Raw genomic sequence first — 24265 nt, forward strand, 5'->3', positions numbered from 1 at the left:
TAAAGAGCGTTTGGTTAAGAGCTTTTCGTCTCAACCGAGGCGCGCATTCTACGCTTTCCTCAGAGCCTGTCAAGCGTTTATTTTGAAGTTTTTTGAATCTGCTTTCTTTCAAAAGCCTTTAACCTCAAACACTTACCGACTATCTCGTCGCGTTCAACGCTGCGAGGAGGCGAATAATACGCGCTTTGAAATTTGAGTCAACACCTTGATCTAAAATACTTTCAAACTGCATTTCGCAACCGCTCGGCAACTAAATGCCTGAACCATCGCTCTGTAGAGAAACACACCGTGGAGGCACTGGTCATGAGCGAGGCACAAAGCGAGAAGACCCCCGGCCTGTCGGCGGATGAAGAGAAGGAAGTCAGCCATAACCAGCCACCGCGGGCGGCGGTACTGCACGAGATCATTCGCTACCAGGGCGATCAGGAGCTGGAGCGCACCATTGCGGCGCTGTGGTGGTCGGCCTTGGCTGCCGGCCTCACCATGGGCCTGTCATTAATGGCCATGGGGCTCTTCTATGCCCGCCTGCCGGCAGGTGACAGTGCCCAGGTGGTTGCCAGTATCGGCTACAGCGCGGGTTTCCTTGCCGTGATCCTGGCGCGCCAGCAGCTGTTCACCGAGAACACGCTGACGGCGGTACTCCCCGTCATGACCACACCCACCCTGGCCAACCTCGGGCGGCTGTTGCGCCTGTGGAGCGTGGTGTTGCTCGGCAACCTGGCAGGTACCTTGCTGGTGGCCTGGGTCATGCTCGAACTGCCGATCTTCGACAGCAAGACCGATGTCGCTTTTCTCGAGATCGGTCGCAAGGTCATGAAGAACGACTTCAGCCAGATGTTTGCCAAAGGCATCGTCTCGGGGTGGATGATCGCCACCATGGTGTGGATGATCCCCTCCATGGAGCACGCCAAGATCTGGATCATCCTGATGATCACCTACCTGATGGCCCTAGGCGACTTCACCCATATCGTCGTCGGTTCGGTAGAGGTTTCCTACCTGGTCTGGGCCGGCGACGAGACCTGGCGCAGTTTCTGGCTGGAGTTTGCCCTGCCTACCCTAGCCGGAAACATCATTGGCGGCAGCTTCATCTTTGCCTTGATCAGCCACGCCCAGGTGCGCAGCGACAGCGGCAAGCCACCTTCGCAGCTATTAAAGGAAGACAAACACCCGTCCCCTCGCCAACAAGATGAAAGACACTGAAGTTCAGCGTGCCGCCACCGCACGCTTGGTCGTACGCCCCCGCTCGGGTGCAGGCCGTGGTTGCCACCAGTTCTGCCCCTCATGCGGCGAATCGAGGCTGACCCGCTCGCCCATCTGCGGTGTGCTTAGCCGAACTTGCGCGGCCGCGGCCAAAGCCACGATGCGCTCGAACGGCTCTTGCCAAGCGTGGATGGACAAATCGAAGGTGCCATTATGAATCGGCAGCATCCAGCGCCCTCGCAAATCGAGGTGCGCCTGCAGACTCTGCTCGGGCTGCATGTGCACGTTGGGCCAGGCCAGGTTGTAGGCACCGGTTTCAATCAAGGTCAGATCGAACGGCCCATAACGCTCACCGATCTGACGAAAGCCATGGAAATAACCCGTGTCTCCGCTGAAGAACACCCGCAATTGCCCATCCATGACCACCCACGAAGCCCATAACGTACGGTTGCTGTCGAACAACCCGCGCCCGGAAAAGTGCTGGGCCGGCGTGGCCACGAAACGCACACCCTCGACCTCGCTAGCCTGCCACCAGTCCAGTTGGGTGACCTTTTCCGCCGGCACCCCCCATTCAATCAGCAGGTCGCCCACCCCAAGCGGCGCCAGAAAACGCTCGGTGCGCGACGCCAGGAAGCGGATGGTTTGTTCGTCGAGGTGGTCGAAGTGATCGTGCGAGAGAATGACCGCTGTCAACGGCGGTATGTCATCCAGCGCCAGCGGCGGCGCATGAAAGCGCTGTGGCCCGGCCCATTGCACCGGTGAGGCGCGCTCGGAGAAGACCGGGTCGGTCATGAAGAAGCGTCCACGGAGTTTGAGCAGTACCGTGGAGTGCCCCAGGCGCCAGAGGCTGTGATCGGGGGCATCGAGGAGCTGCTGGCGTGTCATCGGCTGCACACTGATTGCCGCAGTTGACCGTGTTTCCGGCGGCTTGCGCAAGAACAGGTATTTAAAACCGATGCGCAGCTTTTTAAACACACCATCCTGGGGCAGGCTGGCCTGGTTGTGAAAACGTCCATCCCGCTGTGGCGCCGGCTCGCCGGCGGGGTTAGCCATGGGCATCATGAGCAGCAGCACTCCAAGCACGAGGAAAGCCTTCATGTTACCCCACAGTGATCGCGCCAACCGTGAATTGGCTTGTAAGGTCATTTTTCGTCGATGACAGTCTGTTGAACAATATTCACGTTTTTTATGCGATAAACGGCGCAACAGCAGAAGACGACGACCATGATGGACAACCGCAGCGGCAAGGGACTTTCTTTCGTCAAACGCATCTACCTGCCGCGCATCATCGGCTTGGGTATCGGTCTATTGAGTGTAGCCGCAGCCGTCGCACCGCTGTCGCCACCCACTTGGGCCTGGTGTGCACTGCTGTTCAATGGCCTGCTCTGGCCGCATGTGGCCTACCAGTGGGCGCTGCGTTCGGCGGCGCCCTTTCAGGCGGAGCAACGCAATCTGTTGCTGGATTCGCTGATGGGCGGCTTCTGGACCGCTGCCATGCACTTCAACCCCCTGCCCACCGTCACCGTGCTGTCGATGATGACCATGAACAACGTGGCCGCTGGGGGCAAACGGATGGTCGCCCAAGGGCTGGCGGCTCAACTTGTCGGCATGCTGCTGGCCAGCCTGTTGCTGGGCACCGGCTTGCAATTGGATGCCACGCCGCTGCAGATCTATGCCTGCCTGCCGATGCTGACGCTGTATCCCCTGGCCCTGGGCTGGGTATGCTACCGCCTGGCAATCAAGCTTGCCGAGCACAAGCGCCGCCTCAGCGCCCTGAGCCAGACCGACAGCCTGACCGCGCTTCTCAACCACGGAGCCTGGAAGGACATGCTGCAGTTGAAGTTCCAGGCCTGCCAGCAGCAACAGGCGCCGGCGGTGATTGCCCTGATCGATATCGACCACTTCAAGAGCATCAATGACACGTTTGGCCATGTGGTCGGCGACTGCGTACTTCGCCAGTTGAGCGCTGAGCTCAAACGCAACCTGCGCGACATCGACCAGGCCGGTCGCTACGGCGGCGACGAGTTCTGCGTGATCCTGCCGGGCACCAGCGAGGAACAGGCGTGCCAAGCCATGGAGCGCCTGCGCGAGCGCGTCGCCAGCTACCGCAACCCGCAGCTGCCGCACCTGCGGATCCGCCTGAGTATCGGCTTGTCGGCCTTCCATCCGAGCCTGGCGTCCCCCGAACATTGGCTGGACCAGGCCGACAAAGCGCTCTACAGCGCCAAGCGGCACGGTCGCGATCAGGTCAATTTCGCCCATGGCGAGGCTACGGCGCTCAAGCTGGCCTATCCTGACTGAATCTCCTCGCTGATTGTCCGGCGGGGGGCGGCAGCTCATGAAGGAGTCGCTTGTGTATGGCCAGGAACGCCAACCTAACGCCCGCCAGCCCTACCCCCCGCTTACCCATCCGCCCATTGATCAGCGGTTTTTGTGCCGTGTTTGGCCTGGCATGCCTGGTCACATTGGGTGCGCTGTTCAATATCGCCGCTTCACTGGATAAGCAGGAGCAGCAGCGCAGCGCCTTCCATGCCAACCAGGCGCTGGAGCAGCGCTTGCAGGCTTCGCGGCAGTTTCTCTCCAGCTACGCCGTGTGGGACGCTGCCTATGAGCACTTGGTGGGCAAGGTCGATTGGCAGTGGGCTTTCCAGGAAAAGAATGTCGGCGAATCGTTGTACAGCGCCAGCGGCTACGAAGGCGTGTTCGTCGTCGAGGACCAGCGCACATCCTATGCCTTGTTCAAGGGCAACCCCACCGAGTCTGGTGCCGGCAGTTTTATCGCTGCCCCCTTGCCGGCGATCATCGCCGAGGCCCGGCGCGTTGCCAGCGCGCGCGAACAGGTCACACACTTTATATTGTTCAACGGCTGGCCGGCCGTACTCAGTGCCGCCGCCGTGCGCCCCGACCGGGATGTAACAGCCGAGGAGGTGAGCCAGGCGCCGGTCATGCTGTTCGTCGATCAACTCACCGAAGCAAAACTTGCCCGCCTGGGCGCAGGCGCTGGCCTTGCGCAGATGCACATCGAAAAGGACCCGGTTGGCGAACATGGCCATGAGCAGATTGCCCTGGGCGATACCGGTTATCACCTCGCCTGGAGCAACCCGCTCCCAGGCCAGCAACTGCTCTGGGCCGTGCTGCCGCCGCTTCTTTGCGCGCTACTGGTGCTGGGCCTGGTGATGCTGTACCTGTTCCGCCATGCCCTGCGCAGCTCCCGCGCCATCGACCTGAGCCTGCAACACCTGCAACAGAGCAACCACGCCCTGGAGGCAAGTGAACAACGCTTCCGCGCCGTGGCCGAGGCCGCCTCCGACTGGATCTGGGAAACCGACCGCCAGCAGCGGCTGACTTACCTCTCGCAACGTTTCGTGCGGGTCACCGGCGATCAGGTGGAGGACTGGCTTGGGCAACCGATCAACCAGCTCCTCAGCTGCGACACTACGCCCCTGTCGCCCTGGTTGGATGCTCAGGCCGAGGCTGACACGGAACAACCGGCCAACCTGCGCTGCGCCTATCGCGACCACAACGGCCAGAACCGCTACTGCAGGGTTTCGGCGCGGGCGATCATCTATGACGGCAAACCCGCCGGTTTTCGCGGCACCGCCAGCGACATCACCGATGAAGTCGCCGCCCATGCGCGCATCCAGCACCTGTCACTGCACGATCCCCTGACCGGGCTTGCCAACCGCAACAAGCTCGCCCGTCACCTGGAACAAGCCCTACTGCGCGGCAGCGACTCACCGCCGCTGACCTTGCTGTTGCTTGACCTGGACAACTTCAAGCCGATCAACGACTCCCTTGGCCACGCCGCTGGCGATGCCGTGCTGCAGGAAGTGGCCGCACGCCTGCGCGATACCACCCGCGACGGTGACCTGGTCGCCCGCCTGGGCGGCGATGAATTCGTCTTGGTGCTTGAGGGAATGGACAACCGCACTGAGATCGACCGGCTCAGCAAGCGGCTGATCGAACTGCTGCAGCAGCCCATACTTTTCGAAGACCAATCGCTGCACGTCGGCGCCAGCCTGGGTATCGCCCAGACCCGCACCCAGGGCTTCGATGCCGGCGAGCTGATTCGCTGCGCCGATATCGCCCTGTACCAGGCCAAGGCCGACGGCAAGAACACCTGGCGCTATTTCGCCGCCGAGATGAACCAGCAGATCCAGTACCGGCGCCAACTGGAGAACGACCTGCGCCGGGCACTGAGGAACGACGAGTTCGTGTTGTACTACCAGCCGCGCTATCGCCTGGGCGATTTGCGCATCGTCTCGGTCGAGGCCTTGCTGCGCTGGCAACACCCTCAGGAAGGCCTGCTCGGCCCGGACACGTTCATCCCCCTGGCCGAACAGAGCGACCTGATCGTCACCCTCGGCCGCTGGGTGTTACGTGAAGTCTGCCGCAGCGCCCTGGGCTGGCCCGAACAGCTGCTGGTATCGGTGAACCTGTCCCCCGCACAGTTCCTGCGCAGCGACGTGGTGGCCGATGTGCGCGAAATCCTGCAGGAAAGCACATTCCCGGCCCAGCGCCTGGAACTGGAAATCACCGAGAACGTCATGCTCAACGACATTGAAGGCGCCTTGGGCACCATGCAAGCGCTGAAGGAACTGGGCGTGCGTCTGAACATGGATGATTTCGGCACCGGCTATTCGTCACTGGGTTATCTGCGCACCTACCCGTTCGACAGTATCAAGATCGACAAACGCTTCATCGCAGGGCTCGGCAACCCCAGCAGCAGTGACCGCGCGGTGGTGCAGGCGATTATCAACCTGGGCGAGGCCATGGGGCTGACCGTGACGGCGGAAGGGGTCGAGACCGAGCAGCAGCTCAAGGCACTGGAAGTGGACAATTGCCATGAGGTTCAGGGCTATTTCCTGAGCCGGCCGCTGGACAAGCGGGCATTTGAGCAATTGTTGCAGAACAGGCCAGGGCGCTCTGCCGATGCGTCCTGAGCCTGTACCGAGCACACAGGATTCAGCGCAAAGACCGCTCGGCAACGATCTCCGGCAAATCACCACGCCGCTGGTAGATGCGTAATGCCTCGGCAATATTCAGCCGATCATCCACATGCTGCTCCAGCAGTAGCGCGAGCCGCTCACGGCACAAGGCCATGCGCGCGCCCTCGTCGGCCCGCCAGACAAACTCGCTGCACGGAGTGATGCTCTCGTCAGCCACGTCCATGCCGAACGCGTCCTCGGAAAATCGCACGATGTGGACCCCGCGCTTGCCATGAAAACCGACGAAACCCTTGAGCTGGTCGGCGGCGTTGCAGATGTCCTGGGATGTAATGGCCATGACGTAACCTCGCAAATGAATGGAAGTGACGCACGCCAGGCTGGCAACGGTCGCCTCTACTGGGCAACGCGTCGGGCCAGGGTAGCGCAAGTGCCCGTCGATTTGCCACCAACCCTAAGCGTCGACCTGCGACGCGAGCACGCCGCTCAGCCAGTTCATGAATGGGCCGTAACGCCGCCGAACACCTGGCTGTCCGCGGAATCGACGTTATTGGCACCTACCACTCCAAAGCTGACGAAGCACAGGCCGTGGTCTAAAACCTGGAGCGAGCTGGAGCCAAAGCGGCCATGCTGCAGCTCGATGTCAGCGACAGCAGCCGTTTTGCAATTTTTGCCGAGCGCCTGAGCGAAACCCTGCCGCAACACTTCGGCCGGGAGCGCTTCGATTTCCTGGTGAACAACGCCGGCATCGGCCTCAACGTGCCCTACAGCGAAACCAGCGAAGCGCAATTCGACCAGCTGATGAACATTCAGCTCAAGGGGCCGTTTTTCCTGACCCAGCGGATGTTGCCGCTGTTGGTCGACGGCGGGCGGATCGTCAATATTTCTTCCGGCCTGGCGCGCTTCGCGCTGCCGGGATATGCCGCCTATGCGGCCATGAAGGGGGCGATGGAGGTGCTGACCCGCTATCAAGCCAAGGAACTGGGCGCGCGCGGTATCCGGGTGAATATCCTCGCACCGGGGGCGATAGAGACTGATTTCGGTGGCGGCGTTGTTCGCGACAACCAGCAGGTGAATGACTTCATTGCTGGCAATACGGCTTTGGGACGGTTGGGATTGCCGGATGATATCGGCGCGGCGATCGCCCTGCTGCTGGACGACGGCAATGGCTGGATAACCGGCCAGCGCTTGGAAGTGTCGGGCGGAATGTTCCTCTGAAATCCAGCAGCCCCGGCTTCACTGTTCAGGTGCATCCTCATGCACCTGAACACTGGCCGTCATCCCCGCACTCAGGTTGATGCCCTCTGGCACGTGGTCCAGCCGGATCCGCACGGGTATCCGTTGCGCCAGCCGCACCCAGTTGAAAGTGGGCTCGACCACTGGCAACAGCTGACTGTCGGGGTTGCTGTTGCTGTCGGTGATGCCTCGGCTGATGCTTTCCACATGGCCTTGCATCGCCTCCCCCGCCCCCATCAGCCAGACCTTCACCGAATCGCCCACGCGAATGCGCGGCAGCTTGGTTTCCTCGAAATAGGCCTGAATGTAGAAGGTCGAGTCATCCACCAGGGCCATCACCGATTCCCCTGCGTTCACATAGTTGCCCTGGGCCAGTCGCAAGTTGGTGATGTGCCCGCTACGTGGCGCCCGCACTTCGCTGCGTGCCAGGTTGATCTTCGCTACCTGCAATTGGGCTTGCGCCTCATGCAACTCACCCCGTGCGACCGCAGCATTGATCTGAGCGTTTTCGCGCAGTTCGGCACTGATCGCCTCGGGCCCCAGTGCAGTACGTCGCGCCGCTTCGCGCTCACGCAGATGGAGCTGCTGGCTGCGCGTTTCGGCCACGGCGCTGGCTTGATCGAACGCCGCCTGGAAGCGTTCGCGATCGATGCTCATCAGCAGGTCGCCGGCCTTGACCTGCTGGTTGTCCTGCACCTTGAGTTCGCGCACCCAGCCCGCCACGTCAGGCGCGATCACCACCACATCGGCACGCACCCGTGCATCACGCGTCCAGGGCGTGAACATGTAGTACTGCCAGAGTTTGTAGCCGGCCAGAACAGCAATGGCGACCACGCACAGGGTCACCAGGGTACGCACGACAGCACGCATTCAATCACTCCTTACAAAGGCCCCAGCAGACGGACTACCAGGTACAGCACACAAACGAACAACGCCGCGTCGAACAACGCTTCATGCCAGATCCAGCGCCCCAGCGGCGTGGCCTGCACCACAAAGCGCAACAAGCCGGTGAGCACCAGGGCCATCAAGACGTAGATCAGAAAAGGGCTGAGCAGCACGCCGCCCAATGCCCACTCACGCAACCCCATGGGCTTCCTCCTGCCAGCGGCACCACCTGTTCCAGCTTTTCTGCAACTGCAGCACCGCCCCTTCGGCCAGGCGCAGAGGGTCACTCGACGGCTGGCACTGGAGGGTGGCGATGAATTGCTCGCTGGCGGTATCCAGGCGTTGTCCACGCCCGGCAGCCGGCCCCTTGGCCAACACCGTCTCCACTTGCTGCAGGTATTCGCGTTCGGCAACACCCAACGGCGCCTGGGCGACGGCCAGGCACATGCGCAAATGCACCAGTTCGTCACCAATATCCAGTGCGTGCAGGCCATCATCCCAGCGTTTGCGCTCTGCCTCGGGCAGCTCGCTGGCCTGTCGCGCCAGTTGCATCAGACGGTCGGCCATGCGCCCGCCAAACCAGCTGTCGGCACCGCGCAGATCGCGTCGGGTCAGACGCACCAGGTCACTCTGGGTCGCAGCCCGCAGACGCCGGCCGAGCCAGCGAGGGTGACGGAACACCAGCAGGCGGAACGCCATGACCGCGGCCCCCACGCCCACCAGCATGGCCAGGGCACTGTTGAGCAACGTCGCCACGCCGAACTGCATGGCGTTGAGCGGCGACACCAAGACGATGAAATGCAAGCAATAGGAGGTAGCCGTGGCCCCTGTACGCGGGTGGGCCATACCCAGGGCGCCGAAAAACAGGGGCACGCCCATGCCCAGGCAGAGCAACGCAAAACTGCTCCACTGAGGCAGGAGGATCTGCCCTACGAGCAAGGCCGCCGGGATCGCCAGGAAGATACCGCGCAAAAAGCTGAGGCCGATCTGTGCACCGTTTTCACGGCTGGCGAACAAGCTGCAGACCACGCAGGTCAACACCAGGCCACCAGGCGCAGACGGCCAGGCGGTGGCTAGCCAGAAGCCACTCATCACCAGGAATGCCAGTGCGCTGCGCGAGCCGAACAGCAACGCCAGCGACCAGTCGCGGTGAGCTGCCAGGCCCTGCCCCACATCTTTGGGCGCCCTGCCCGCTTCCACGTCATCCAGCGCCTGGGTGGCGGCCATCGCATAGTCCAGTAGCAAGGCCATGCGCGCCAGGCAGAAGTGTTCGGCAGAGCTGATCTGCTCATCCTGCGCGGCGTCCCAGATGCGCTGGCGCAACAACAGCAGGCTCGGCTGATCGGGCTTGGCCAGCGAGGCGCGAACCTCTTCAAGCCAAAGAGCAAGGCGCGAGGCCTCGCGCTCATCGAGCTGGCGCCACTGGCGCCGCACTGAGCGCGATATGCGCAACAGCACCATCAGTTTCTGGCTCAGCCCGCGAATGGCCCTGGCCCGTTGACGCCCGCGCGGCCCCTCGAACCAGGCGTGTTCACGCTGGGTATCGATGGCGACGATACGCCCGAGGATCTCCAAAAGGCCTTTACGTTGTTCGTCCTCGCCCCCGAGCATCGCACTGGCGGCCTGCAAGCCGTTCTGCCAGGCCTGACGCGCCTGGCCGGCGAGTTGCTGCTCGACACGCATCGGCCAGAGCAAGGCGCTGGTGGCGGTTGCGCAGAAGATACCCAGGCAGATTTCGGTACAGCGCGCCACCGCCTGATCGAACACCTGCAGGGGATGGGAGATGGCGGGCAAGGCGATGATGGCTGCGGTGTAACCCGCCAGCACGAAGGCGTAGGCCCAGGCACTGCGCAGTTGCGTCGAGGCTGCCGTGCACAGGGCTAGCCACAACGCCAGGGTAATGAGGAACAGCCAGGGGGTTTGGGCGAACAAGCCGATGAACAACACTGACATGCAGGTGCCGACCAGCGTTCCGGCCAGCCGCGCGAGCCCCTTCTGCACCACCATGCCCGACAGCGGCTGGGCGACGATGAACGCGGTCATCAATGCCCAGGCTGGCTGCTCCAGCCCCCAGCGCATGGCCAGCCACAACGCCAGTCCGCCGCCAAGCAGGGTTTTGATGGCGAATTTCAGGGCGAGGCTGCTGGGTGCGAACAGGGCCTGGAGGGTGATGGGCACGAATCGGACCTTGCGGGGGGTGGTCAGGTAAACGATAGACAACGGAGAGAAGGATAATGCGAGAACAAATAATTAGCTAGCTAATCATCTTTATCAGGATTGATCCGACTTTTCTTGCAGAAAAAAAAATGGGCGACCGAAGTCGCCCTAAATGCCTTGCGTGCCCATGAACCTGGAAGGTCAGCGCGGCTTGCGCTTGTTCGAGTCCTTCCAAATGAAAATGCCCAGACCGGCAAAGAATGCGAACATCAACCCGACCGTTACCACACCCGCGATAACCACATTGTCGAAGAACATGTCGGCCTCCCGTTTCGTTTGCCGTTGTCCGATGGATGCAAGGTAACGAAATCGGGGGCGGGAGGAATTGATCGAGGTCAATGGTGCCCGGGACCGGACACGCGAGGCGGGCGCAGGGTTGACCTGCGTCAAGTTTCAGCGCTTCTTGGGTTTGCTTTTGGGCTTCTTTTTCTTCGCCTTGCCCAATGGCATGGCGTGCTCGAACGCCTGGCGCACTTCGTTAAGGCGCTTTTCCTTGAGGTCGTGGACGCGCTTGGCGCGTTCGGCATCGAAGTCGATGAGGTTGTCTTGGCTCATGGGTGGGCTCGACGGTCAACGGAGACCTGCATGATGAAGCCATGCGCCGGCGGTGACCAGCCCTGCCTTACACTTCTATGTCGACCAGCAGGCCCTGGCGCTGGTGCTCACCCATCAATGGTGCCACCGGCACGGTGTTGTCGGCGTTCACTTCGTCACCCGGCAAGGCGCTGTAGCGCTCTTCATCACCCTTGTTATTGCGCCGCTGCTGTTGGCGGCGCTGCTCGTCGCGCAGCAACAAGGCCTGTTCCTGCGGGTCGCGCTGATGCTTGAGGTCGATTGCGCTTTCGCTGGACGATGGCTGCACAGGCACCACCGGCTTGATGTCGGGCGTCTGCTTGACCGGATCCTGCTGCGAGGTCACGGGGGCGGCACTGAGCGGAATGATCGGCGGCAACATGGAAGTTCTCCTGTGCCCACTGTATCGGCCGTCCTTTAGCCAGCTTGAGCGTCGAAGGCAAGAATGTGCGGCCACCCATGGCCACACCCTGCCAGTATAGACAGCGGCTATTCGGCTTCGTCGTCCGGGTCGTCATTGCTTGGTGTGCTGGCCTCGCTCCAGGGGCGCTTGTAGACCTGCTGCCACACCGCATCCAGATGCTCGTGCAGCACCGGTGGCGCGTTTTTCAGCGTGGCACTGTCCTCACGTTCGCCACCGATCGGCTCTTCGCCTGCCGGCGTGATCAGCGATTGCCCGGTAATGGTGTAGCTGGCCTGGCCCTCGCGCAGCTCGATAGCGATGTCGTGCGGGTCGATGCCGCCGCCACAGAAGGCATGGCTGGCCACCGTCACTTCGGCGATACCGTCCTTGTTCAGGTCGCCGACATCGCTGACGTCGGTATAGAAGTCGACATCCAGGTCCAGGCCCGGGCAGGTGGTCTCCTGCTCGATCTGCCAGCGCGGCTTGAAGCCGTCACGCTCATTCGCACGCCCATAGAGCGTGGCCTTGAGCACCACCTTGTCGACTTCCTGCTCGGACTCGGCATCCACCGCCTGGCCATCGCTGCGGCTGAGCACCAGCAAGCCTTCGCCGTCGCGGTCACGAAAGTGCACGCTCTTGATCGGTGTCTGCACGCCCAATACCTCGAGCTGCTCGACCGGAATCGGCGGAAGGTTTTCGAAATTTTTCTGTTCGCAGGCGGCCAGCAGCACGAGGCTGCTCACGGCCAGGCAGGCATTCAACCAGCGGTGCTTGAGCGGCATGGCGTCCGTAGCCCTCGTCGGCAAGACGGTAATCTGCGATGAAACAGCTAGACTCTTGGACTCAACTCTATGGTCTGACCGGCCTATCCGTTAACATAGCCGGCTTTTCATCGCGGGAGTTCAGGCAGTATGGCGCAGCAGTATCAACCGGGGCAACGCTGGATCAGTGACAGCGAAGCGGAGCTCGGCCTGGGAACCATCCTGGCCCAGGATGGCCGCTTGCTGACCGTGCTCTACCCGGCCACTGGCGACACCCGCCAGTATTCCCTGCGCAATGCGCCGCTGACCCGCGTGCGCTTCGCCCCAGGTGACCAGATCACCCACTTCGAAGGCTGGAAGCTGACGGTGCGCGAGGTCGATGACATCGACGGGCTGATGGTCTATCACGGCCTCGATGGCCAGAACCAGCCGCGCACCCTGCCGGAAACCCAGCTGTCGAACTTCATCCAGTTCCGCCTGGCCAGCGACCGCCTGTTCGCCGGCCAGATCGACCCGCTGGCCTGGTTCAGCCTGCGTTACAACACCCTGCATCACACCAGCAAGCAGGTCCAGTCGTCCCTGTGGGGCCTGGGTGGCTGCCGCGCACAACCCATCGCCCACCAACTGCACATCGCCCGCGAAGTGGCGGACCGCAGCGCCCCCCGTGTGCTGCTGGCCGACGAAGTGGGTCTGGGCAAGACCATCGAGGCCGGCCTGGTGATTCACCGCCAGCTGCTGACCGGGCGCGCCAACCGCGTATTGATCCTGGTGCCGGAAAACCTCCAGCACCAGTGGCTGGTGGAAATGCGCCGACGCTTCAACCTGCAGGTGGCGCTGTTCGATGCCGAACGCTTCATCGAAAGCGATGCCAGCAACCCGTTCGAGGATGCCCAGTTGGCGCTGGTCGCCCTGGAGTGGCTGGTGGATGACGAAAAGGCCCAGGACGCGCTGTTCGCTGCCGGCTGGGACCTCATGGTGGTCGACGAAGCCCACCACCTGGTCTGGCATGAAGACCAGGTCAGCGCCGAGTATGGCCTGGTCGAGCAACTGGCCCAGGTCATCCCTGGCGTGCTGCTGCTCACCGCCACCCCCGAGCAACTTGGCCAGGACAGCCACTTCGCCCGCTTACGCCTACTCGACCCCCATCGTTTCCATGATTTGGCCGCCTTCCGCGCCGAGAGCGAAAACTATCGCCCGGTGGCCGAAGCGGTGCAGGAACTGCTCGAGGAGGGCCGCCTGTCGCCCCAGGCCCACGCCACCATCCAGGGCTTCCTGGGTGCCGAAGGCGAGGCTCTGCTGGCTGCGGTCAGCGACGGTGATTCCCAGGCCAGCGCACGCCTGATCCGCGAACTGCTGGACCGCCATGGCACCGGCCGCGTGCTGTTCCGCAACACCCGCGCGGCGGTCCAGGGCTTCCCCGAGCGCCAGCTGCACCCCTACCCGCTGGCCCTGCCGGAGCAGTACCGTGAACTGCCGGCCGGCGAGCACGCCGAGCTGTACCCGGAAGTCGCCTTCCAGGCGCAAGGCGAGGTGAGCGACGACGAGCGCTGGTGGCGCTTCGACCCACGGGTCGACTGGCTGATCGATACCCTGAAAATGCTCAAGCGCACCAAAGTCCTGGTGATCTGCGCCCATGCCGAAACTGCCATGGACCTGGAAGACGCCCTGCGCGTGCGCTCGGGCATTCCGGCGTCGGTGTTCCATGAAGGCATGAGTATTCTCGAACGCGATCGCGCCGCAGCCTACTTCGCCGACGAAGAATTCGGCGCCCAGGTGCTGATCTGCTCCGAGATCGGCAGCGAGGGCCGCAACTTCCAGTTCGCCCATCACTTGGTGATGTTCGACTTGCCGGCCCACCCTGACTTGCTCGAACAGCGCATCGGCCGCCTTGACCGGATTGGCCAGAAGCACATCATCCAGTTGCACATCCCGTACTTGCAGGATGGCCCGCAAGAGCGCCTGTTCCAGTGGTACCACGAAGGCCTTAACGCCTTCCTCAATACCTGCCCGACCGGCAACGCTCTGCAACACCAGTTCGGGCCACGCCTGCTGCCGATGCTCGAAGGCGGTGACAGCAAGGCCTGGGATGCCCTGGTTGACGAGGCCAAGGGCGAGCGCGAGCGCCTCGAAGCCGAGCTGCACAGCGGTCGCGACCGCCTGCTGGAACTCAACTCCGGCGGTGCCGGTGAAGGCCAGGCGCTGGTCGAGGCCATCCTTGAGCAGGACGACCAGTTCGCCCTGCCGATCTACATGGAAACCCTGTTCGACGCCTTTGGCATCGACAGCGAAGACCACTCGGAAAACGCCCTGATCCTCAAGCCGAGCGAGAAGATGCTCGACGCCAGCTTCCCCCTGGGCGACGACGAAGGTGTCACCATCACCTACGACCGTGCCCAGGCGCTGTCGCGCGAAGACATGCAGTTCCTCACCTGGGAACACCCAATGGTGCAGGGCGGCATGGACCTGGTGCTGTCCGGCTCGATGGGCAACACGGCTGTCGCGCTGATCAAGAACAAGGCCCTCAAGCCTGGCACCGTATTGCTCGAACTGCTGTTCGTCAGCGAGGTGGTGGCGCCGCGCAGCCTGCAACTGGGCCGCTACCTGCCACCCGCGGCGCTGCGCTGCCTGCTTGATACCAACGGCAACGACCTGGCCTCGCGCGTGGCTTTCGAAACGCTCAACGACCAGCTCGAAAGTGTGCCACGGGCCAGCGCCAACAAGTTCGTCCAGGCCCAGCGTGATGTGCTGGCCCAGCGCATCAGCGGCGGTGAAGCGAAGATCATGCCGACCCACGTCGAACGCGTGGCCGAGGCGCAACGCCGCCTGGCCGCCGAGGCCGATGAAGAGCTGGCGCGCCTGACTGCGCTCAAGGCCGTCAACCCAAGTGTGCGCGACAGCGAAATCAATGCCCTGCGCAAGCAGCGTGAAGATGGCCTGGCGATGCTGGAAAAAGCTGCCCTGCGCCTGGAAGCCATCCGCGTGCTGGTTGCGGGCTGACATTCCCGCAGTGATAGAGGGAGGCCTGAGGGCCTCCTTTTTTTATGCCTCGCCGCTATCAATCTGATAACCAAATCATTGCAATCAAAGCGCCATTAGTCAGGAAGGTTTAAACACCCGTTTCTATACTGCGTTGTGAACAGTCTCCTCGGGGCTTGATCGGAGACGGGTGCGCATTCGACCATGGGGCAAGCAATGGAATGGCTGGGACTGCAACTGTTCTCCGAATTGCCGGCTAGCGGGCGAATCGTCATTGATTGTCGGCATGAGCCGCTGCTGATCCTGATCGCCTTCGCCGTGGCCAGCGCAGCGTGCTTCGCCACCCTCGACATGGCCGAACGCCAATCCCACAGCGAACACCCCGCCGCCCGGCGGCAATGGCGGGTGCTCGGTGCCTGCTGCCTGGCCGGTGGTATCTGGGCCATGCACTTCATCAGCATGCTGGCGTTTCAGGCGCCGGTGGAAATGCACTACGACGTCTCGCTGACCGGCCTGTCGCTACTCATCGCCCTGGTCGTGGCGTGGATGGCGATGAACAGTCTCGATCGCGAGCAGATGCTGCCGCAGCATTACCTGCAAGGCGCCCTGCTTATCGGCCTGGGCATCGTGCTCATGCACTTTGTCGGCATGGCCGCACTTCAGACCGGCGCCCAGCAGTACTACCAGACCGACCTGCTGCTGGCCAGCGCAGCCATCGCCCTGCTGGCCAGCCTCGCCGCGCTGCTCTTGGCACGTTACTTCCGCAACGGCAGCGGCAGGATGCATCAAGCCATGAAATACGGCGCTAGCCTGCTGATGGCCAGCGGCATCGTCGCTACCCATTTCACCGCAATGGCCGCCATGACCCTGGTGATTCCGGCCGACACGGCCCTGAGCCTGCCCTCTGGCGACAACAGCCTGCAACTGGGCCTGACCGTCGCCGTCATCACCTTGCTAATCAGCGGCAGCAGCATCAGTGCCGCCTTGGCCGACAAGAAGCTGCAAAGCAAGGAAGACGACCTTCGCCGTTATGGCATATTGCTGGGCCAACTCGACCAGGCCCGCGCGTCGCTGCAGCAGGCAGCCCACTATGACGCCCTGACCAACCTGATCAACCGCCGCGGTTTCAACCAGGTGTTCGCCGAACGCCTGGCAGAACTGGATGCCAGTGAGCAGCGGCTGGCAGTGATGTTCCTCGACATCGACCACTTCAAGCGCATCAACGACAGCCTCGGGCATGATGCTGGTGACGAGATGCTCAAAGTCATCGCCAGCCATATCAAGGCCGCCACCCGCAGCCAGGACCTGGTGGCGCGGTTTGGCGGCGACGAATTCTGCGTGGTCACCACGCTGCACAGCCCGGATGAGGCACGCCATCTGGCCCAACGCATCATGCAGCGCATGAAGGATCCGATCGACCTGAACGGCCGACGCATGGTCATGACCACGAGCATCGGCATCAGTATTTATCCGGACGACGGCCTGACCGCTGAAGAGCTGCTCAAGCACGCCGACCTCGCGCTCTACCAATCCAAGGGCAGTGGGCGCAACAGCCTGCATTTCTTCAGCAGCGGCCTGAAGAGCCGGGCCACCCTCGAGCTGCAGCTGGAAGAAGAACTGCGCATCGCCCTGCTCGAAGAGCGCGGGTTGCGCGTGCACTATCAGCCGATTTTCGACCTGCACAGTGGCCAGGTGGCCAAACTCGAAGCGCTGGTGCGCTGGCAGCACCCGCAACACGGCCTGCTCAGCCCCGACCGCTTCATCGGCATCGCCGAAGCCAACGGCATGATCGTCGACCTCGACCTGTGGGTACTGCGCCACGCCTGCGAAGACTTGGCGCAATTGCATCGCCACGGTTTTGCCAGCCTCAAGCTTACGGTCAACTGCTCAGCGGTGACGCTGGGTCATGAGGCGCTGCCCAACGAAGTGGAAATGGCCCTGGCACAGGCAGGACTTGCGCCCAGGTACCTTGAGCTGGAAGTCACCGAGAACGCCCTGATGGGCGACATCCAGCGCACCGTCAACCTGCTCAAACGTATTCGCAGCCAGGGCGTCAGCCTGTCGATAGATGACTTCGGCACCGGCTACTCGTCCTTGGCCTACCTCAAGCGCCTGCCCCTCGATGTACTGAAGATCGATCGCAGTTTCCTGCAGGACGTGCCGGGTAGCCTGAAGGACCGAGAGATCGTGCAGGCCATCATCGCCATGGCCCATACCCTGCACCTGCAGGTGGTCAGCGAAGGCGTGGAAACCGTCGAGCAACACGAATTCCTGGCCGCCAATGGCTGCGACTACCTGCAGGGTTACCTGCTCAGCCGCCCGGTACCGCTGGCGGAGCTGCGGCCGATTCTCGACCGGCTCGACCGCCAGGAAGCCGCGCTCAGCGCTTGTTACGATACAGCTCTACCAGGGTCGCCGGATCTTTTTGCAGATACCCCTGGCTACCGTGCAGGCGCATCAACTGCGCGGCGAGGCCACTGAGCGGCGTCGCCGTACCCTGTTCGCGGGAGAACTTGACCGCTCCGTCGAGGTCCTTGAGCAACGTGCGCACGTGCCACTTGATCGGTTCGAAACGGCTCTCGGCCATCTGCGGCGCGAGGATCTGCAACGGCTTGGAATCGGCAAAACCACCGGCCAGGGCTTCGGCGATCAGCGTCGCATCCACCCCTGACTGTTCGGCCAGTGCCACGACTTCGGCGAGCACCAGCGCATTGCAGGCAACGATCATCTGATTGCAGGCCTTGGTCACCTGCCCCGCCCCCACACCGCCCATGTGCGTGACCCGCTGGCCCAGCGTCAGCAAGACCGGTCGTGCACGCTGCAGGTCGGCAGCTTCGCCACCCACCATGATCGCCAGGCTGCCAGCCTCGGCGCCCGGTGTGCCGCCAGAAACCGGCGCATCCAGCCAAGCCATGCCGCATAACGCGGCCAGCTCGGCGGCCATCTCGCGGGTGGCGGTTGGTTCCAGGCTGGAGAAGTCGATCAGCAACTGGCCGCTGCGCCCACCTTGGGCGATACCTTGCTCACCGAATACCACTTCGCGCACCACCGCCGTATCGGCCAGGCACAGCAGCACCATCTCGCTGCTGCGGCACAACTCGGCAGGGCTGGCGGCCAGCCGTGCGCCAGCGGCGACCAGTTCGGCGCACTTTTCCGGGCTGCGGTTCCACACCGTCAGCGGGTAACCAGCGGCCAGCAGGCGCCGGCACATCGGCAACCCCATCAGGCCGATCCCGGCGAATCCAAGCGAAGGCAGTGCAGTGCTCATCAACGACTCCTGGCAAATTCGATCTCTATCCGGGCCTGTCTGGGCCCCATTACGCATCCCGTAAACTGTTACCGCCACGCCGAATTGTTACCTACCTCTACCCACCTGATCGTCATCTAGCACCAGAATGGAGCGACTGCGCATTTTTGCGCACCAAAATCAATCAGGCTCACTCGGCGTTCTTCGCCTGTATCACGATGAACGGTGAAACGACCACCGCCCAGATCTCTGGATCGCGGGTTTGCAGGTCGAGCGCTTGCTCGGTCGTGACCGCACCCACGGTGCCATCACTGCGCCACTTGGCGAAGACCTCGCTGCGATTCTCGGCCATGGCGGCAGCAACCTCGATCAGGTCCAGGCTGGGGTCGACCCAAATCAGGTCACCCTTGGCCCAAAAACGCTCCAAGGCTTTCCATTCGATAGTTGCCGTCTCGCCGAGCAATTTGGCATAGAGGGTGCTTGTTTGATCAGTCATGGGTTCTTACCCGCAAAAAACGGCCAATAAAAAGGCCGGTATTTTTGCAGAAAAACCTGGTTTCAAATACGTAATTTGGTCGATTGGCCCTGAACGTGTGGGGTTGGGCCGAAGATGCAGGCAAATTGATGGCGCCTTTTTGTATCTTTGTGTCGATCATGCGACACCCTTGGAAGTAGGCACTTTTTGACCGCTTTTCAAGCGCTCAGGCGGCGCTCTACACTGTACCGGTACAGTTCCGGGACATGTTCCGGGGGAAGGTGGGCATGCAGCATGGCATGGCCGTGCCGCATATCCCGCCCGGTCTGTAGCCCTGGCCGCCAGGACTATAAGAATTACAACAGAATGAGTGGAGCACTATGATCAAGATTTCCAAGCTGTTCGCCGCAATGGTTCTGGCCGGGGTAGCCAGCCATTCGTTTGCCGCCGATACCATCAAGATCGGCATCGCCGGTCCGAAGACGGGTCCTGTGACCCAGTACGGCGACATGCAGTTCATCGGCGCCAAACAGGCCATCAAGGACATCAACGCCAAGGGCGGCGTCGATGGCAAAATGCTTGAAGCCAAGGAATACGACGACGCGTGCGACCCTAAACAGGCCGTGGCAGTCGCCAACAAAGTGGTCAACGACGGCGTCAAGTTCGTCATCGGCCACCTGTGCTCCAGCTCTACCCAGCCAGCGTCCGACATCTACGAAGACGAAGGCGTGATCATGATCACCCCGGCCGCCACCAGCCCGGAAATCACTGCCCGTGGCTACAAGCTGATCTTCCGCACCATCGGCCTGGACAGCGCCCAGGGCCCAGCGGCCGGCAACTACATCGCCGACCACGTCAAGCCGAAGGTCGTTGCCGTCCTGCACGACAAGCAGCAGTACGGTGAAGGCATCGCCACTGCGGTCAAGCAGACCCTGGAGAAGAAAGGCACCAAGGTTGCCGTCTTCGAAGGCCTGAACGCTGGCGACAAGGACTTCTCCTCGATCATCCAGAAGCTCAAGCAGAACAACGTCGACTTCGTCTACTACGGCGGCTACCACCCAGAGCTGGGCCTGATCCTGCGCCAGGCTCAGGAAAAAGGCCTGAAAGCCAAGTTCATGGGCCCGGAAGGCGTGGGTAACGACTCCATTTCGCAGATCGCTCAGAACGCCTCCGAAGGCCTGCTGGTTACCCTGCCGAAGTCGTTCGACGCTGACCCTGCGAACAAGGCCATTGTCGATGCCATCAAGGCTGACGGCAAAGATCCAAGCGGCCCGTTCGTGTTCCCGGCCTACTCGGCTGTCCAGCTGATTGCCGAAGGGATCAAAGCTGCCAAGTCCGAAGACACTGAGAAAGTGGCCGCCGAGCTTCACAAAGGCACTTTCAAGACCCCAACCGGCGACCTGTCCTACGACGAGAAAGGTGACCTGAAAGACTTCAAATTCGTGGTCTACGAATGGCACTTCGGCAAGCCGAAGACCGAAGTCTCCCCTCAGTAATTGCGTGACTAAATAGCTGACCGTAAAAGCCCACTGTGCGAGCAGTGGGCTTTGTTTTACGAGGTTCATGGACCTGACTCCCGCGATCCGGGGGCCAGTCCACCTGAAAATCTTAAAACCGTCACCCGCGGTTTCCTGGCTTACCCCGCCAGCGAAATGCAAATCAGGTTTTTAGGAGCGCTGTAATGCCTGAGATCTACCATTTCTTCCAACAACTGGTTAATGGATTGACCATCGGCAGCACCTACGCCTTGATCGCCATCGGTTACACCATGGTGTACGGCATCATTGGCATGATCAACTTCGCCCACGGCGAGGTATACATGATCGGTTCCTATGTGGCCTTCATCGCCCTGGCGGGCCTGGCCATGATGGGTATCCATTCGCTGCCGATCCTGATGACCGTTGCCTTCGTCGCGACGATCTTCGTCACCAGTGCCTATGGCTATAGCATCGAACGGGTTGCCTACCGCCCATTGCGCAACAGCAACCGTCTGATCCCGCTGATTTCCGCCATCGGCATGTCGATCTTCCTGCAGAACACCGTGTTGCTGTCACAGGATTCCAAAGACAAATCCATCCCCAACCTGATCCCCGGGAGCTTCTCCTTCGGGCCAGGCGGCGCCGAGGAAGTCCTGATCAGCTACATGCAGGTCCTGGTGTTCGTGGTCACCCTGGTGGCCATGACCCTGCTCACCCTGTTCATCTCACGTTCCCGCCTGGGCCGCGCCTGCCGCGCCTGCGCCGAAGACATCAAGATGGCCAACCTGCTGGGCATCAACACCAACAACATCATCGCCCTGACCTTCGTCATCGGCGCCGCGCTGGCGGCGGTGGCGGCCGTGCTGCTGAGCATGCAGTACGGCGTGATCAACCCCAACGCCGGTTTCCTGGTGGGCCTGAAGGCCTTCACCGCGGCGGTACTGGGCGGCATCGGCAGCATTCCGGGCGCCATGCTCGGCGGGCTGGTGCTGGGCGTGGCCGAAGCCTTCGGCGCCGACATCTTCGGCGACCAGTACAAGGACGTGGTGGCATTCGGCTTGTTGGTTCTTGTCCTGCTGTTCCGGCCGACCGGCATCCTCGGCCGCCCGGAGGTTGAAAAAGTATGAACAAAAATCTCAAACAGGCGTTCTTCAGCGCCTTGCTGGTCTGGGCCGTGGCCTTCCCGGTACTGGGCCTGAAACTGAGCATCGACGGCATCAGCCTGATCGTGCACAGCCAGGGCTCGTTCACCATCAGCATCATCGCGGTGTGCTCGGTGCTGATGTTCCTGCGTGTGCTGTTCGACAAGCAGTGGAGCTCGGTGATGGGACGCCGCTCGGACCGCAAGCTGATCTCGCCGGCGGTGAGCAACTTCCTGACCCTGCCCAAGACCCAGCGCTGGATCATCATGGGCCTGATCGTGGCGGCGCTGGTCTGGCCGTTCTTCGGTTCGCGCGGGGCGGTCGACATCGCCACGCTGATCCTGATCTACGTGCTGCTGGGCCTGGGCCTGAACATCGTGGTCGGTTTGGCGGGCCTGCTCGACCTGGGTTACGTGGGCTTCTATGCCGTAGGCGCTTACAGCTACGCCATGCTCTCGCACTACCTGGGCTGGAGCTTCTGGGTATGCCTGCCGATCGCCGGCCTGATGGCTGCCACCTTCGGTTTCCTGCTCGGCTTCCCGGTGCTGCGCCTGCGCGGTGACTACCTGGCGATCGTGACCCTCGGCTTCGGCGAGATCATCCGCCTGTTCCTGCGTAACCTCACCGACTGGACCGGTGGCCCCAACGGCATCAGCAACATCCCCAAGCCGGAGTTCTTCGGCCTGACCTTCGAGCGCCGTGCGGCCGAAGGGATGCAGACCTTCCACGAGTTCTTCGGGCTGCAATACAACTCGATCAACAAGGTCATCTTCCTCTACCTGGTGGCCCTGCTGCTGGCCCTGCTGGCGCTGTTCGTCATCAACCGCCTGCTGCGCATGCCGATCGGGCGAGCCTGGGAAGCGTTGCGCGAAGACGAGATCGCCTGCCGCGCGCTGGGCCTGAACCCCACCGTGATCAAGCTCTCGGCCTTCACCCTGGGTGCCTGCTTCGCCGGTTTCGCCGGCAGCTTCTTTGCCGCGCGCCAGGGCCTGGTGACGCCGGAGTCGTTTACCTTCATCGAGTCGGCGATCATCCTCGCCATCGTCGTGCTCGGCGGCATGGGCTCACAACTGGGCGTGATTCTCGCGGCCATCGTGATGATCCTGCTGCCAGAGCTGATGCGTGAGTTCAGCGAATACCGGATGCTGATGTTCGGTGCGCTGATGGTGTTGATGATGATCTGGCGTCCGCAAGGCCTGCTGCCTATGCAACGTCCACACATGGAGCTGCATCGATGAGCCGTGAAATTCTGCAAGTCAGCGGCCTGAGCATGCGCTTCGGCGGCTTGTTGGCGGTCAACGGCGTGGCCCTGACCGTCAAGGAAAAGCAGGTGGTGGCACTGATCGGCCCGAACGGCGCCGGCAAGACCACGGTGTTCAACTGCCTGACCGGCTTCTACAAGCCCAGCGGTGGCACCATTCTGCTCGATGGCCAGCCGATTCAGGGCCTGGCCGGCCACCAGATCGCCCGCAAGGGCGTAGTGCGGACCTTCCAGAACGTGCGCCTGTTCAAGGAAATGACCGCGCTGGAAAACCTGCTGATCGCCCAGCACCGCCACCTCAACACCAACTTCTTCGCCGGCCTGTTCAAGACCCCGAGTTTCCGCCGCAGCGAGAAGGAGGCCATGGAGCGCGCCCAGTACTGGCTGGAAAAGGTCAACCTGACCGAGTTCGCCAACCGCACCGCCGGCACCCTCGCCTACGGCCAGCAACGCCGCCTGGAAATCGCCCGCTGCATGATGACCCAACCCCGGATCATCATGCTCGATGAACCGGCAGCCGGCCTGAACCCGAAGGAAACCGAGGACCTCAAGGCGCTGATCGCCTACCTGCGCGAGTCGCACAACGTCACCGTGCTGCTGATCGAACACGACATGAAGCTGGTGATGAGCATTTCCGACCACATCGTCGTGATCAACCAGGGCACCCCCCTGGCCCACGGCACACCGGAGGAAATCCGCGACAACCCTGACGTGATCAAAGCCTACCTGGGGGAAGCGTAAATGCTGAAGTTCGAAAACGTTTCCACGTTCTACGGCAAGATCCAGGCGCTGCACAGCGTCAATGTCGAGATCAACCAGGGCGAGATCGTCACCCTGATCGGCGCCAACGGTGCCGGCAAGTCGACCTTGCTGATGACCCTGTGCGGCTCGCCGCAGGCGCACAGCGGCAGCATCAAGTACCTGGGTGAAGAGCTGGTCGGCCAGCCCTCCTCGCACATCATGCGCAAGAGCATCGCCGTGGTCCCCGAAGGCCGCCGCGTGTTCGCCCGCCTGACCGTCGAGGAGAACCTGGCCATGGGCGGCTTCTTCACCGACAAGGGCGACTACCAGGAGCAACTGGACAAGGTGTTGCAGCTGTTCCCGCGGCTGAAGGAACGTTACATCCAGCGCGGCGGTACCATGTCTGGCGGCGAGCAGCAGATGCTGGCCATCGGCCGGGCGCTGATGAGCAAGCCCAAGCTGCTGTTGCTCGACGAGCCATCGCTGGGCTTGGCGCCGATCATCATCCAGCAGATCTTCGACATCATCGAACAGCTGCGCCGCGATGGCGTGACGGTGTTCCTGGTGGAGCAGAATGCCAACCAGGCGCTGAAAGTCGCTGACCGGGCGTATGTGCTGGAGAATGGCCGGGTGGTGATGCAAGGTACGGGGGAAGCACTGCTGACCGACCCGAAGGTACGCGACGCGTACCTGGGGGGTTGAATGAAAAAGGGCCTTCGGGCCC

22 protein-coding genes and 1 pseudogene are annotated in these 24265 nt (G+C 62.2%); 12 read left to right on the top strand and 11 right to left on the bottom strand.

Features of this window, described 5'->3' with window-relative positions; genetic code table 11:
- The coding region (locus tag ACZ6YA_RS20540) for a hypothetical protein (protein ID WP_465898924.1) at window positions 1-196 on the top strand (196 nt) is incomplete at its 5' end.
- Window positions 197-303: 107 nt separating this feature from the next.
- On the top strand, window positions 304-1200 hold the full coding sequence (locus tag ACZ6YA_RS20545) for a formate/nitrite transporter family protein (RefSeq protein WP_465898926.1): 897 nt from the start codon (window positions 304-306) through the stop codon (window positions 1198-1200).
- A gap of 3 nt (window positions 1201-1203) precedes the next feature.
- Here ACZ6YA_RS20545 and ACZ6YA_RS20550 read toward each other — a convergent pair whose 3' ends face one another.
- On the bottom strand, window positions 1204-2298 hold the full coding sequence (locus ACZ6YA_RS20550; RefSeq protein WP_465898928.1) for an MBL fold metallo-hydrolase: 1095 nt from the start codon (window positions 2296-2298) through the stop codon (window positions 1204-1206).
- 129 nt (window positions 2299-2427) lie between these two features.
- On the opposite strand from ACZ6YA_RS20550, the gene ACZ6YA_RS20555 reads away from it, so the two are divergent.
- Both ACZ6YA_RS20555 and ACZ6YA_RS20560 read left to right on the top strand, forming a co-directional pair.
- On the top strand, window positions 2428-3501 hold the full coding sequence (locus ACZ6YA_RS20555) for a diguanylate cyclase (RefSeq protein ID WP_465899081.1): 1074 nt from the start codon (window positions 2428-2430) through the stop codon (window positions 3499-3501).
- Between the two features lie 56 nt (window positions 3502-3557).
- Entirely contained in the window at window positions 3558-6143 is a 2586-nt protein-coding gene (locus tag ACZ6YA_RS20560; RefSeq protein ID WP_465898930.1) for a bifunctional diguanylate cyclase/phosphodiesterase, read from the top strand.
- Window positions 6144-6165: 22 nt separating this feature from the next.
- Here ACZ6YA_RS20560 and ACZ6YA_RS20565 read toward each other — a convergent pair whose 3' ends face one another.
- Window positions 6166-6486: a DUF2025 family protein gene (locus ACZ6YA_RS20565; protein WP_465898931.1), complete on the bottom strand. Its 321-nt coding sequence runs from the start codon at window positions 6484-6486 to the stop codon at window positions 6166-6168.
- A gap of 161 nt (window positions 6487-6647) precedes the next feature.
- On the opposite strand from ACZ6YA_RS20565, the pseudogene ACZ6YA_RS20570 reads away from it, so the two are divergent.
- Window positions 6648-7364 (top strand): annotated as a pseudogene (locus ACZ6YA_RS20570) (SDR family NAD(P)-dependent oxidoreductase).
- Window positions 7365-7382: 18 nt separating this feature from the next.
- On the opposite strand, the gene ACZ6YA_RS20575 reads toward ACZ6YA_RS20570, so the two are convergent.
- From ACZ6YA_RS20575 to ACZ6YA_RS20605, 7 genes are all read right to left on the bottom strand, one after another.
- On the bottom strand, window positions 7383-8252 hold the full coding sequence (locus ACZ6YA_RS20575; protein WP_465898933.1) for an efflux RND transporter periplasmic adaptor subunit: 870 nt from the start codon (window positions 8250-8252) through the stop codon (window positions 7383-7385).
- 11 nt (window positions 8253-8263) lie between these two features.
- The gene (locus ACZ6YA_RS20580) at window positions 8264-8470 is read right to left on the bottom strand and encodes a DUF1656 domain-containing protein (protein ID WP_400800557.1); all 207 of its coding nucleotides are present in this window, start codon (window positions 8468-8470) and stop codon (window positions 8264-8266) included.
- Window positions 8457-10445 (bottom strand): FUSC family protein, encoded by a 1989-nt coding sequence (locus tag ACZ6YA_RS20585; protein WP_465898936.1) that lies wholly within the window; start codon window positions 10443-10445, stop codon window positions 8457-8459. Before ACZ6YA_RS20585 ends, ACZ6YA_RS20580 begins: the two co-directional genes overlap by 14 nt.
- Before the next feature lie 180 nt (window positions 10446-10625).
- Entirely contained in the window at window positions 10626-10742 is a 117-nt protein-coding gene (ccoM, locus tag ACZ6YA_RS20590) for a cytochrome c oxidase subunit CcoM (RefSeq protein WP_008097462.1), read from the bottom strand.
- Window positions 10743-10877: 135 nt separating this feature from the next.
- On the bottom strand, window positions 10878-11039 hold the full coding sequence (locus tag ACZ6YA_RS20595; protein WP_465898938.1) for a hypothetical protein: 162 nt from the start codon (window positions 11037-11039) through the stop codon (window positions 10878-10880).
- A 67-nt stretch (window positions 11040-11106) separates the two neighbouring features.
- Window positions 11107-11439 (bottom strand): aspartate-semialdehyde dehydrogenase, encoded by a 333-nt coding sequence (locus tag ACZ6YA_RS20600; RefSeq protein ID WP_465898940.1) that lies wholly within the window; start codon window positions 11437-11439, stop codon window positions 11107-11109.
- Window positions 11440-11546: 107 nt separating this feature from the next.
- Window positions 11547-12242, bottom strand: a complete 696-nt coding sequence (locus ACZ6YA_RS20605; protein WP_465898942.1) for a M949_RS01915 family surface polysaccharide biosynthesis protein — start codon at window positions 12240-12242, stop codon at window positions 11547-11549.
- Between the two features lie 129 nt (window positions 12243-12371).
- Between ACZ6YA_RS20605 and rapA the strand changes: the two genes are divergently transcribed.
- Together rapA and ACZ6YA_RS20615 are read left to right on the top strand one after the other, a co-directional pair.
- On the top strand, window positions 12372-15218 hold the full coding sequence (gene rapA / locus ACZ6YA_RS20610; protein ID WP_465898944.1) for an RNA polymerase-associated protein RapA: 2847 nt from the start codon (window positions 12372-12374) through the stop codon (window positions 15216-15218).
- A 195-nt stretch (window positions 15219-15413) separates the two neighbouring features.
- Window positions 15414-17678, top strand: coding sequence for a putative bifunctional diguanylate cyclase/phosphodiesterase (locus ACZ6YA_RS20615; protein WP_465898946.1), 2265 nt, complete (start codon window positions 15414-15416; stop codon window positions 17676-17678).
- Here ACZ6YA_RS20615 and ACZ6YA_RS20620 read toward each other — a convergent pair.
- Window positions 17578-18465, bottom strand: a complete 888-nt coding sequence (locus ACZ6YA_RS20620; protein ID WP_465898948.1) for an NAD(P)-dependent oxidoreductase — start codon at window positions 18463-18465, stop codon at window positions 17578-17580. The genes ACZ6YA_RS20615 and ACZ6YA_RS20620 overlap by 101 nt on opposite strands.
- A gap of 169 nt (window positions 18466-18634) precedes the next feature.
- A complete protein-coding gene (locus ACZ6YA_RS20625; RefSeq protein WP_465898950.1) occupies window positions 18635-18940 on the bottom strand; it encodes a DUF2288 domain-containing protein in 306 nt (101 codons plus the stop codon).
- Between the two features lie 359 nt (window positions 18941-19299).
- On the opposite strand from ACZ6YA_RS20625, the gene ACZ6YA_RS20630 reads away from it, so the two are divergent.
- From ACZ6YA_RS20630 to ACZ6YA_RS20650, 5 genes are all read left to right on the top strand, one after another.
- Window positions 19300-20415, top strand: a complete 1116-nt coding sequence (locus ACZ6YA_RS20630; RefSeq protein WP_465898952.1) for a branched-chain amino acid ABC transporter substrate-binding protein — start codon at window positions 19300-19302, stop codon at window positions 20413-20415.
- Between the two features lie 185 nt (window positions 20416-20600).
- Entirely contained in the window at window positions 20601-21524 is a 924-nt protein-coding gene (livH, locus tag ACZ6YA_RS20635; RefSeq protein WP_003254876.1) for a high-affinity branched-chain amino acid ABC transporter permease LivH, read from the top strand.
- Complete coding sequence (locus ACZ6YA_RS20640; protein WP_465898954.1) at window positions 21521-22777, top strand: high-affinity branched-chain amino acid ABC transporter permease LivM; 1257 nt, start codon at window positions 21521-21523, stop codon at window positions 22775-22777. The genes livH and ACZ6YA_RS20640 overlap by 4 nt, the downstream gene beginning before the upstream one ends.
- The gene (livG, locus tag ACZ6YA_RS20645; protein WP_003254878.1) at window positions 22774-23541 is read left to right on the top strand and encodes a high-affinity branched-chain amino acid ABC transporter ATP-binding protein LivG; all 768 of its coding nucleotides are present in this window, start codon (window positions 22774-22776) and stop codon (window positions 23539-23541) included. The genes ACZ6YA_RS20640 and livG overlap by 4 nt, the downstream gene beginning before the upstream one ends.
- Entirely contained in the window at window positions 23542-24243 is a 702-nt protein-coding gene (locus ACZ6YA_RS20650) for an ABC transporter ATP-binding protein (protein ID WP_043203913.1), read from the top strand.
- Window positions 24244-24265: the final 22 nt, after the last annotated feature.

This window comes from Pseudomonas sp. NPDC090752, from assembly GCF_055584805.1.

Coding starts and splice junctions, on each gene's coding strand:
- ACZ6YA_RS20595 (WP_465898938.1), bottom strand. CDS start 11,039: ATGAGCCAAGACAACCTCATCGACTTCGATGCCGAACGCGCCAAGCGC.
- ACZ6YA_RS20580 (WP_400800557.1), bottom strand. CDS start 8,470: ATGGGGTTGCGTGAGTGGGCATTGGGCGGCGTGCTGCTCAGCCCTTTT.
- ACZ6YA_RS20555 (WP_465899081.1), top strand. CDS start 2,428: ATGGACAACCGCAGCGGCAAGGGACTTTCTTTCGTCAAACGCATCTAC.
- rapA (WP_465898944.1), top strand. CDS start 12,372: ATGGCGCAGCAGTATCAACCGGGGCAACGCTGGATCAGTGACAGCGAA.
- livG (WP_003254878.1), top strand. CDS start 22,774: ATGAGCCGTGAAATTCTGCAAGTCAGCGGCCTGAGCATGCGCTTCGGC.
- ACZ6YA_RS20620 (WP_465898948.1), bottom strand. CDS start 18,465: ATGAGCACTGCACTGCCTTCGCTTGGATTCGCCGGGATCGGCCTGATG.
- ACZ6YA_RS20560 (WP_465898930.1), top strand. CDS start 3,558: ATGGCCAGGAACGCCAACCTAACGCCCGCCAGCCCTACCCCCCGCTTA.
- ACZ6YA_RS20600 (WP_465898940.1), bottom strand. CDS start 11,439: ATGTTGCCGCCGATCATTCCGCTCAGTGCCGCCCCCGTGACCTCGCAG.
- ACZ6YA_RS20565 (WP_465898931.1), bottom strand. CDS start 6,486: ATGGCCATTACATCCCAGGACATCTGCAACGCCGCCGACCAGCTCAAG.
- ACZ6YA_RS20605 (WP_465898942.1), bottom strand. CDS start 12,242: ATGCCGCTCAAGCACCGCTGGTTGAATGCCTGCCTGGCCGTGAGCAGC.
- ACZ6YA_RS20550 (WP_465898928.1), bottom strand. CDS start 2,298: ATGAAGGCTTTCCTCGTGCTTGGAGTGCTGCTGCTCATGATGCCCATG.
- ACZ6YA_RS20615 (WP_465898946.1), top strand. CDS start 15,414: ATGGAATGGCTGGGACTGCAACTGTTCTCCGAATTGCCGGCTAGCGGG.
- ACZ6YA_RS20545 (WP_465898926.1), top strand. CDS start 304: ATGAGCGAGGCACAAAGCGAGAAGACCCCCGGCCTGTCGGCGGATGAA.
- ACZ6YA_RS20575 (WP_465898933.1), bottom strand. CDS start 8,252: ATGCGTGCTGTCGTGCGTACCCTGGTGACCCTGTGCGTGGTCGCCATT.
- ACZ6YA_RS20630 (WP_465898952.1), top strand. CDS start 19,300: ATGATCAAGATTTCCAAGCTGTTCGCCGCAATGGTTCTGGCCGGGGTA.
- ACZ6YA_RS20625 (WP_465898950.1), bottom strand. CDS start 18,940: ATGACTGATCAAACAAGCACCCTCTATGCCAAATTGCTCGGCGAGACG.
- ccoM (WP_008097462.1), bottom strand. CDS start 10,742: ATGTTCTTCGACAATGTGGTTATCGCGGGTGTGGTAACGGTCGGGTTG.
- livH (WP_003254876.1), top strand. CDS start 20,601: ATGCCTGAGATCTACCATTTCTTCCAACAACTGGTTAATGGATTGACC.
- ACZ6YA_RS20650 (WP_043203913.1), top strand. CDS start 23,542: ATGCTGAAGTTCGAAAACGTTTCCACGTTCTACGGCAAGATCCAGGCG.
- ACZ6YA_RS20640 (WP_465898954.1), top strand. CDS start 21,521: ATGAACAAAAATCTCAAACAGGCGTTCTTCAGCGCCTTGCTGGTCTGG.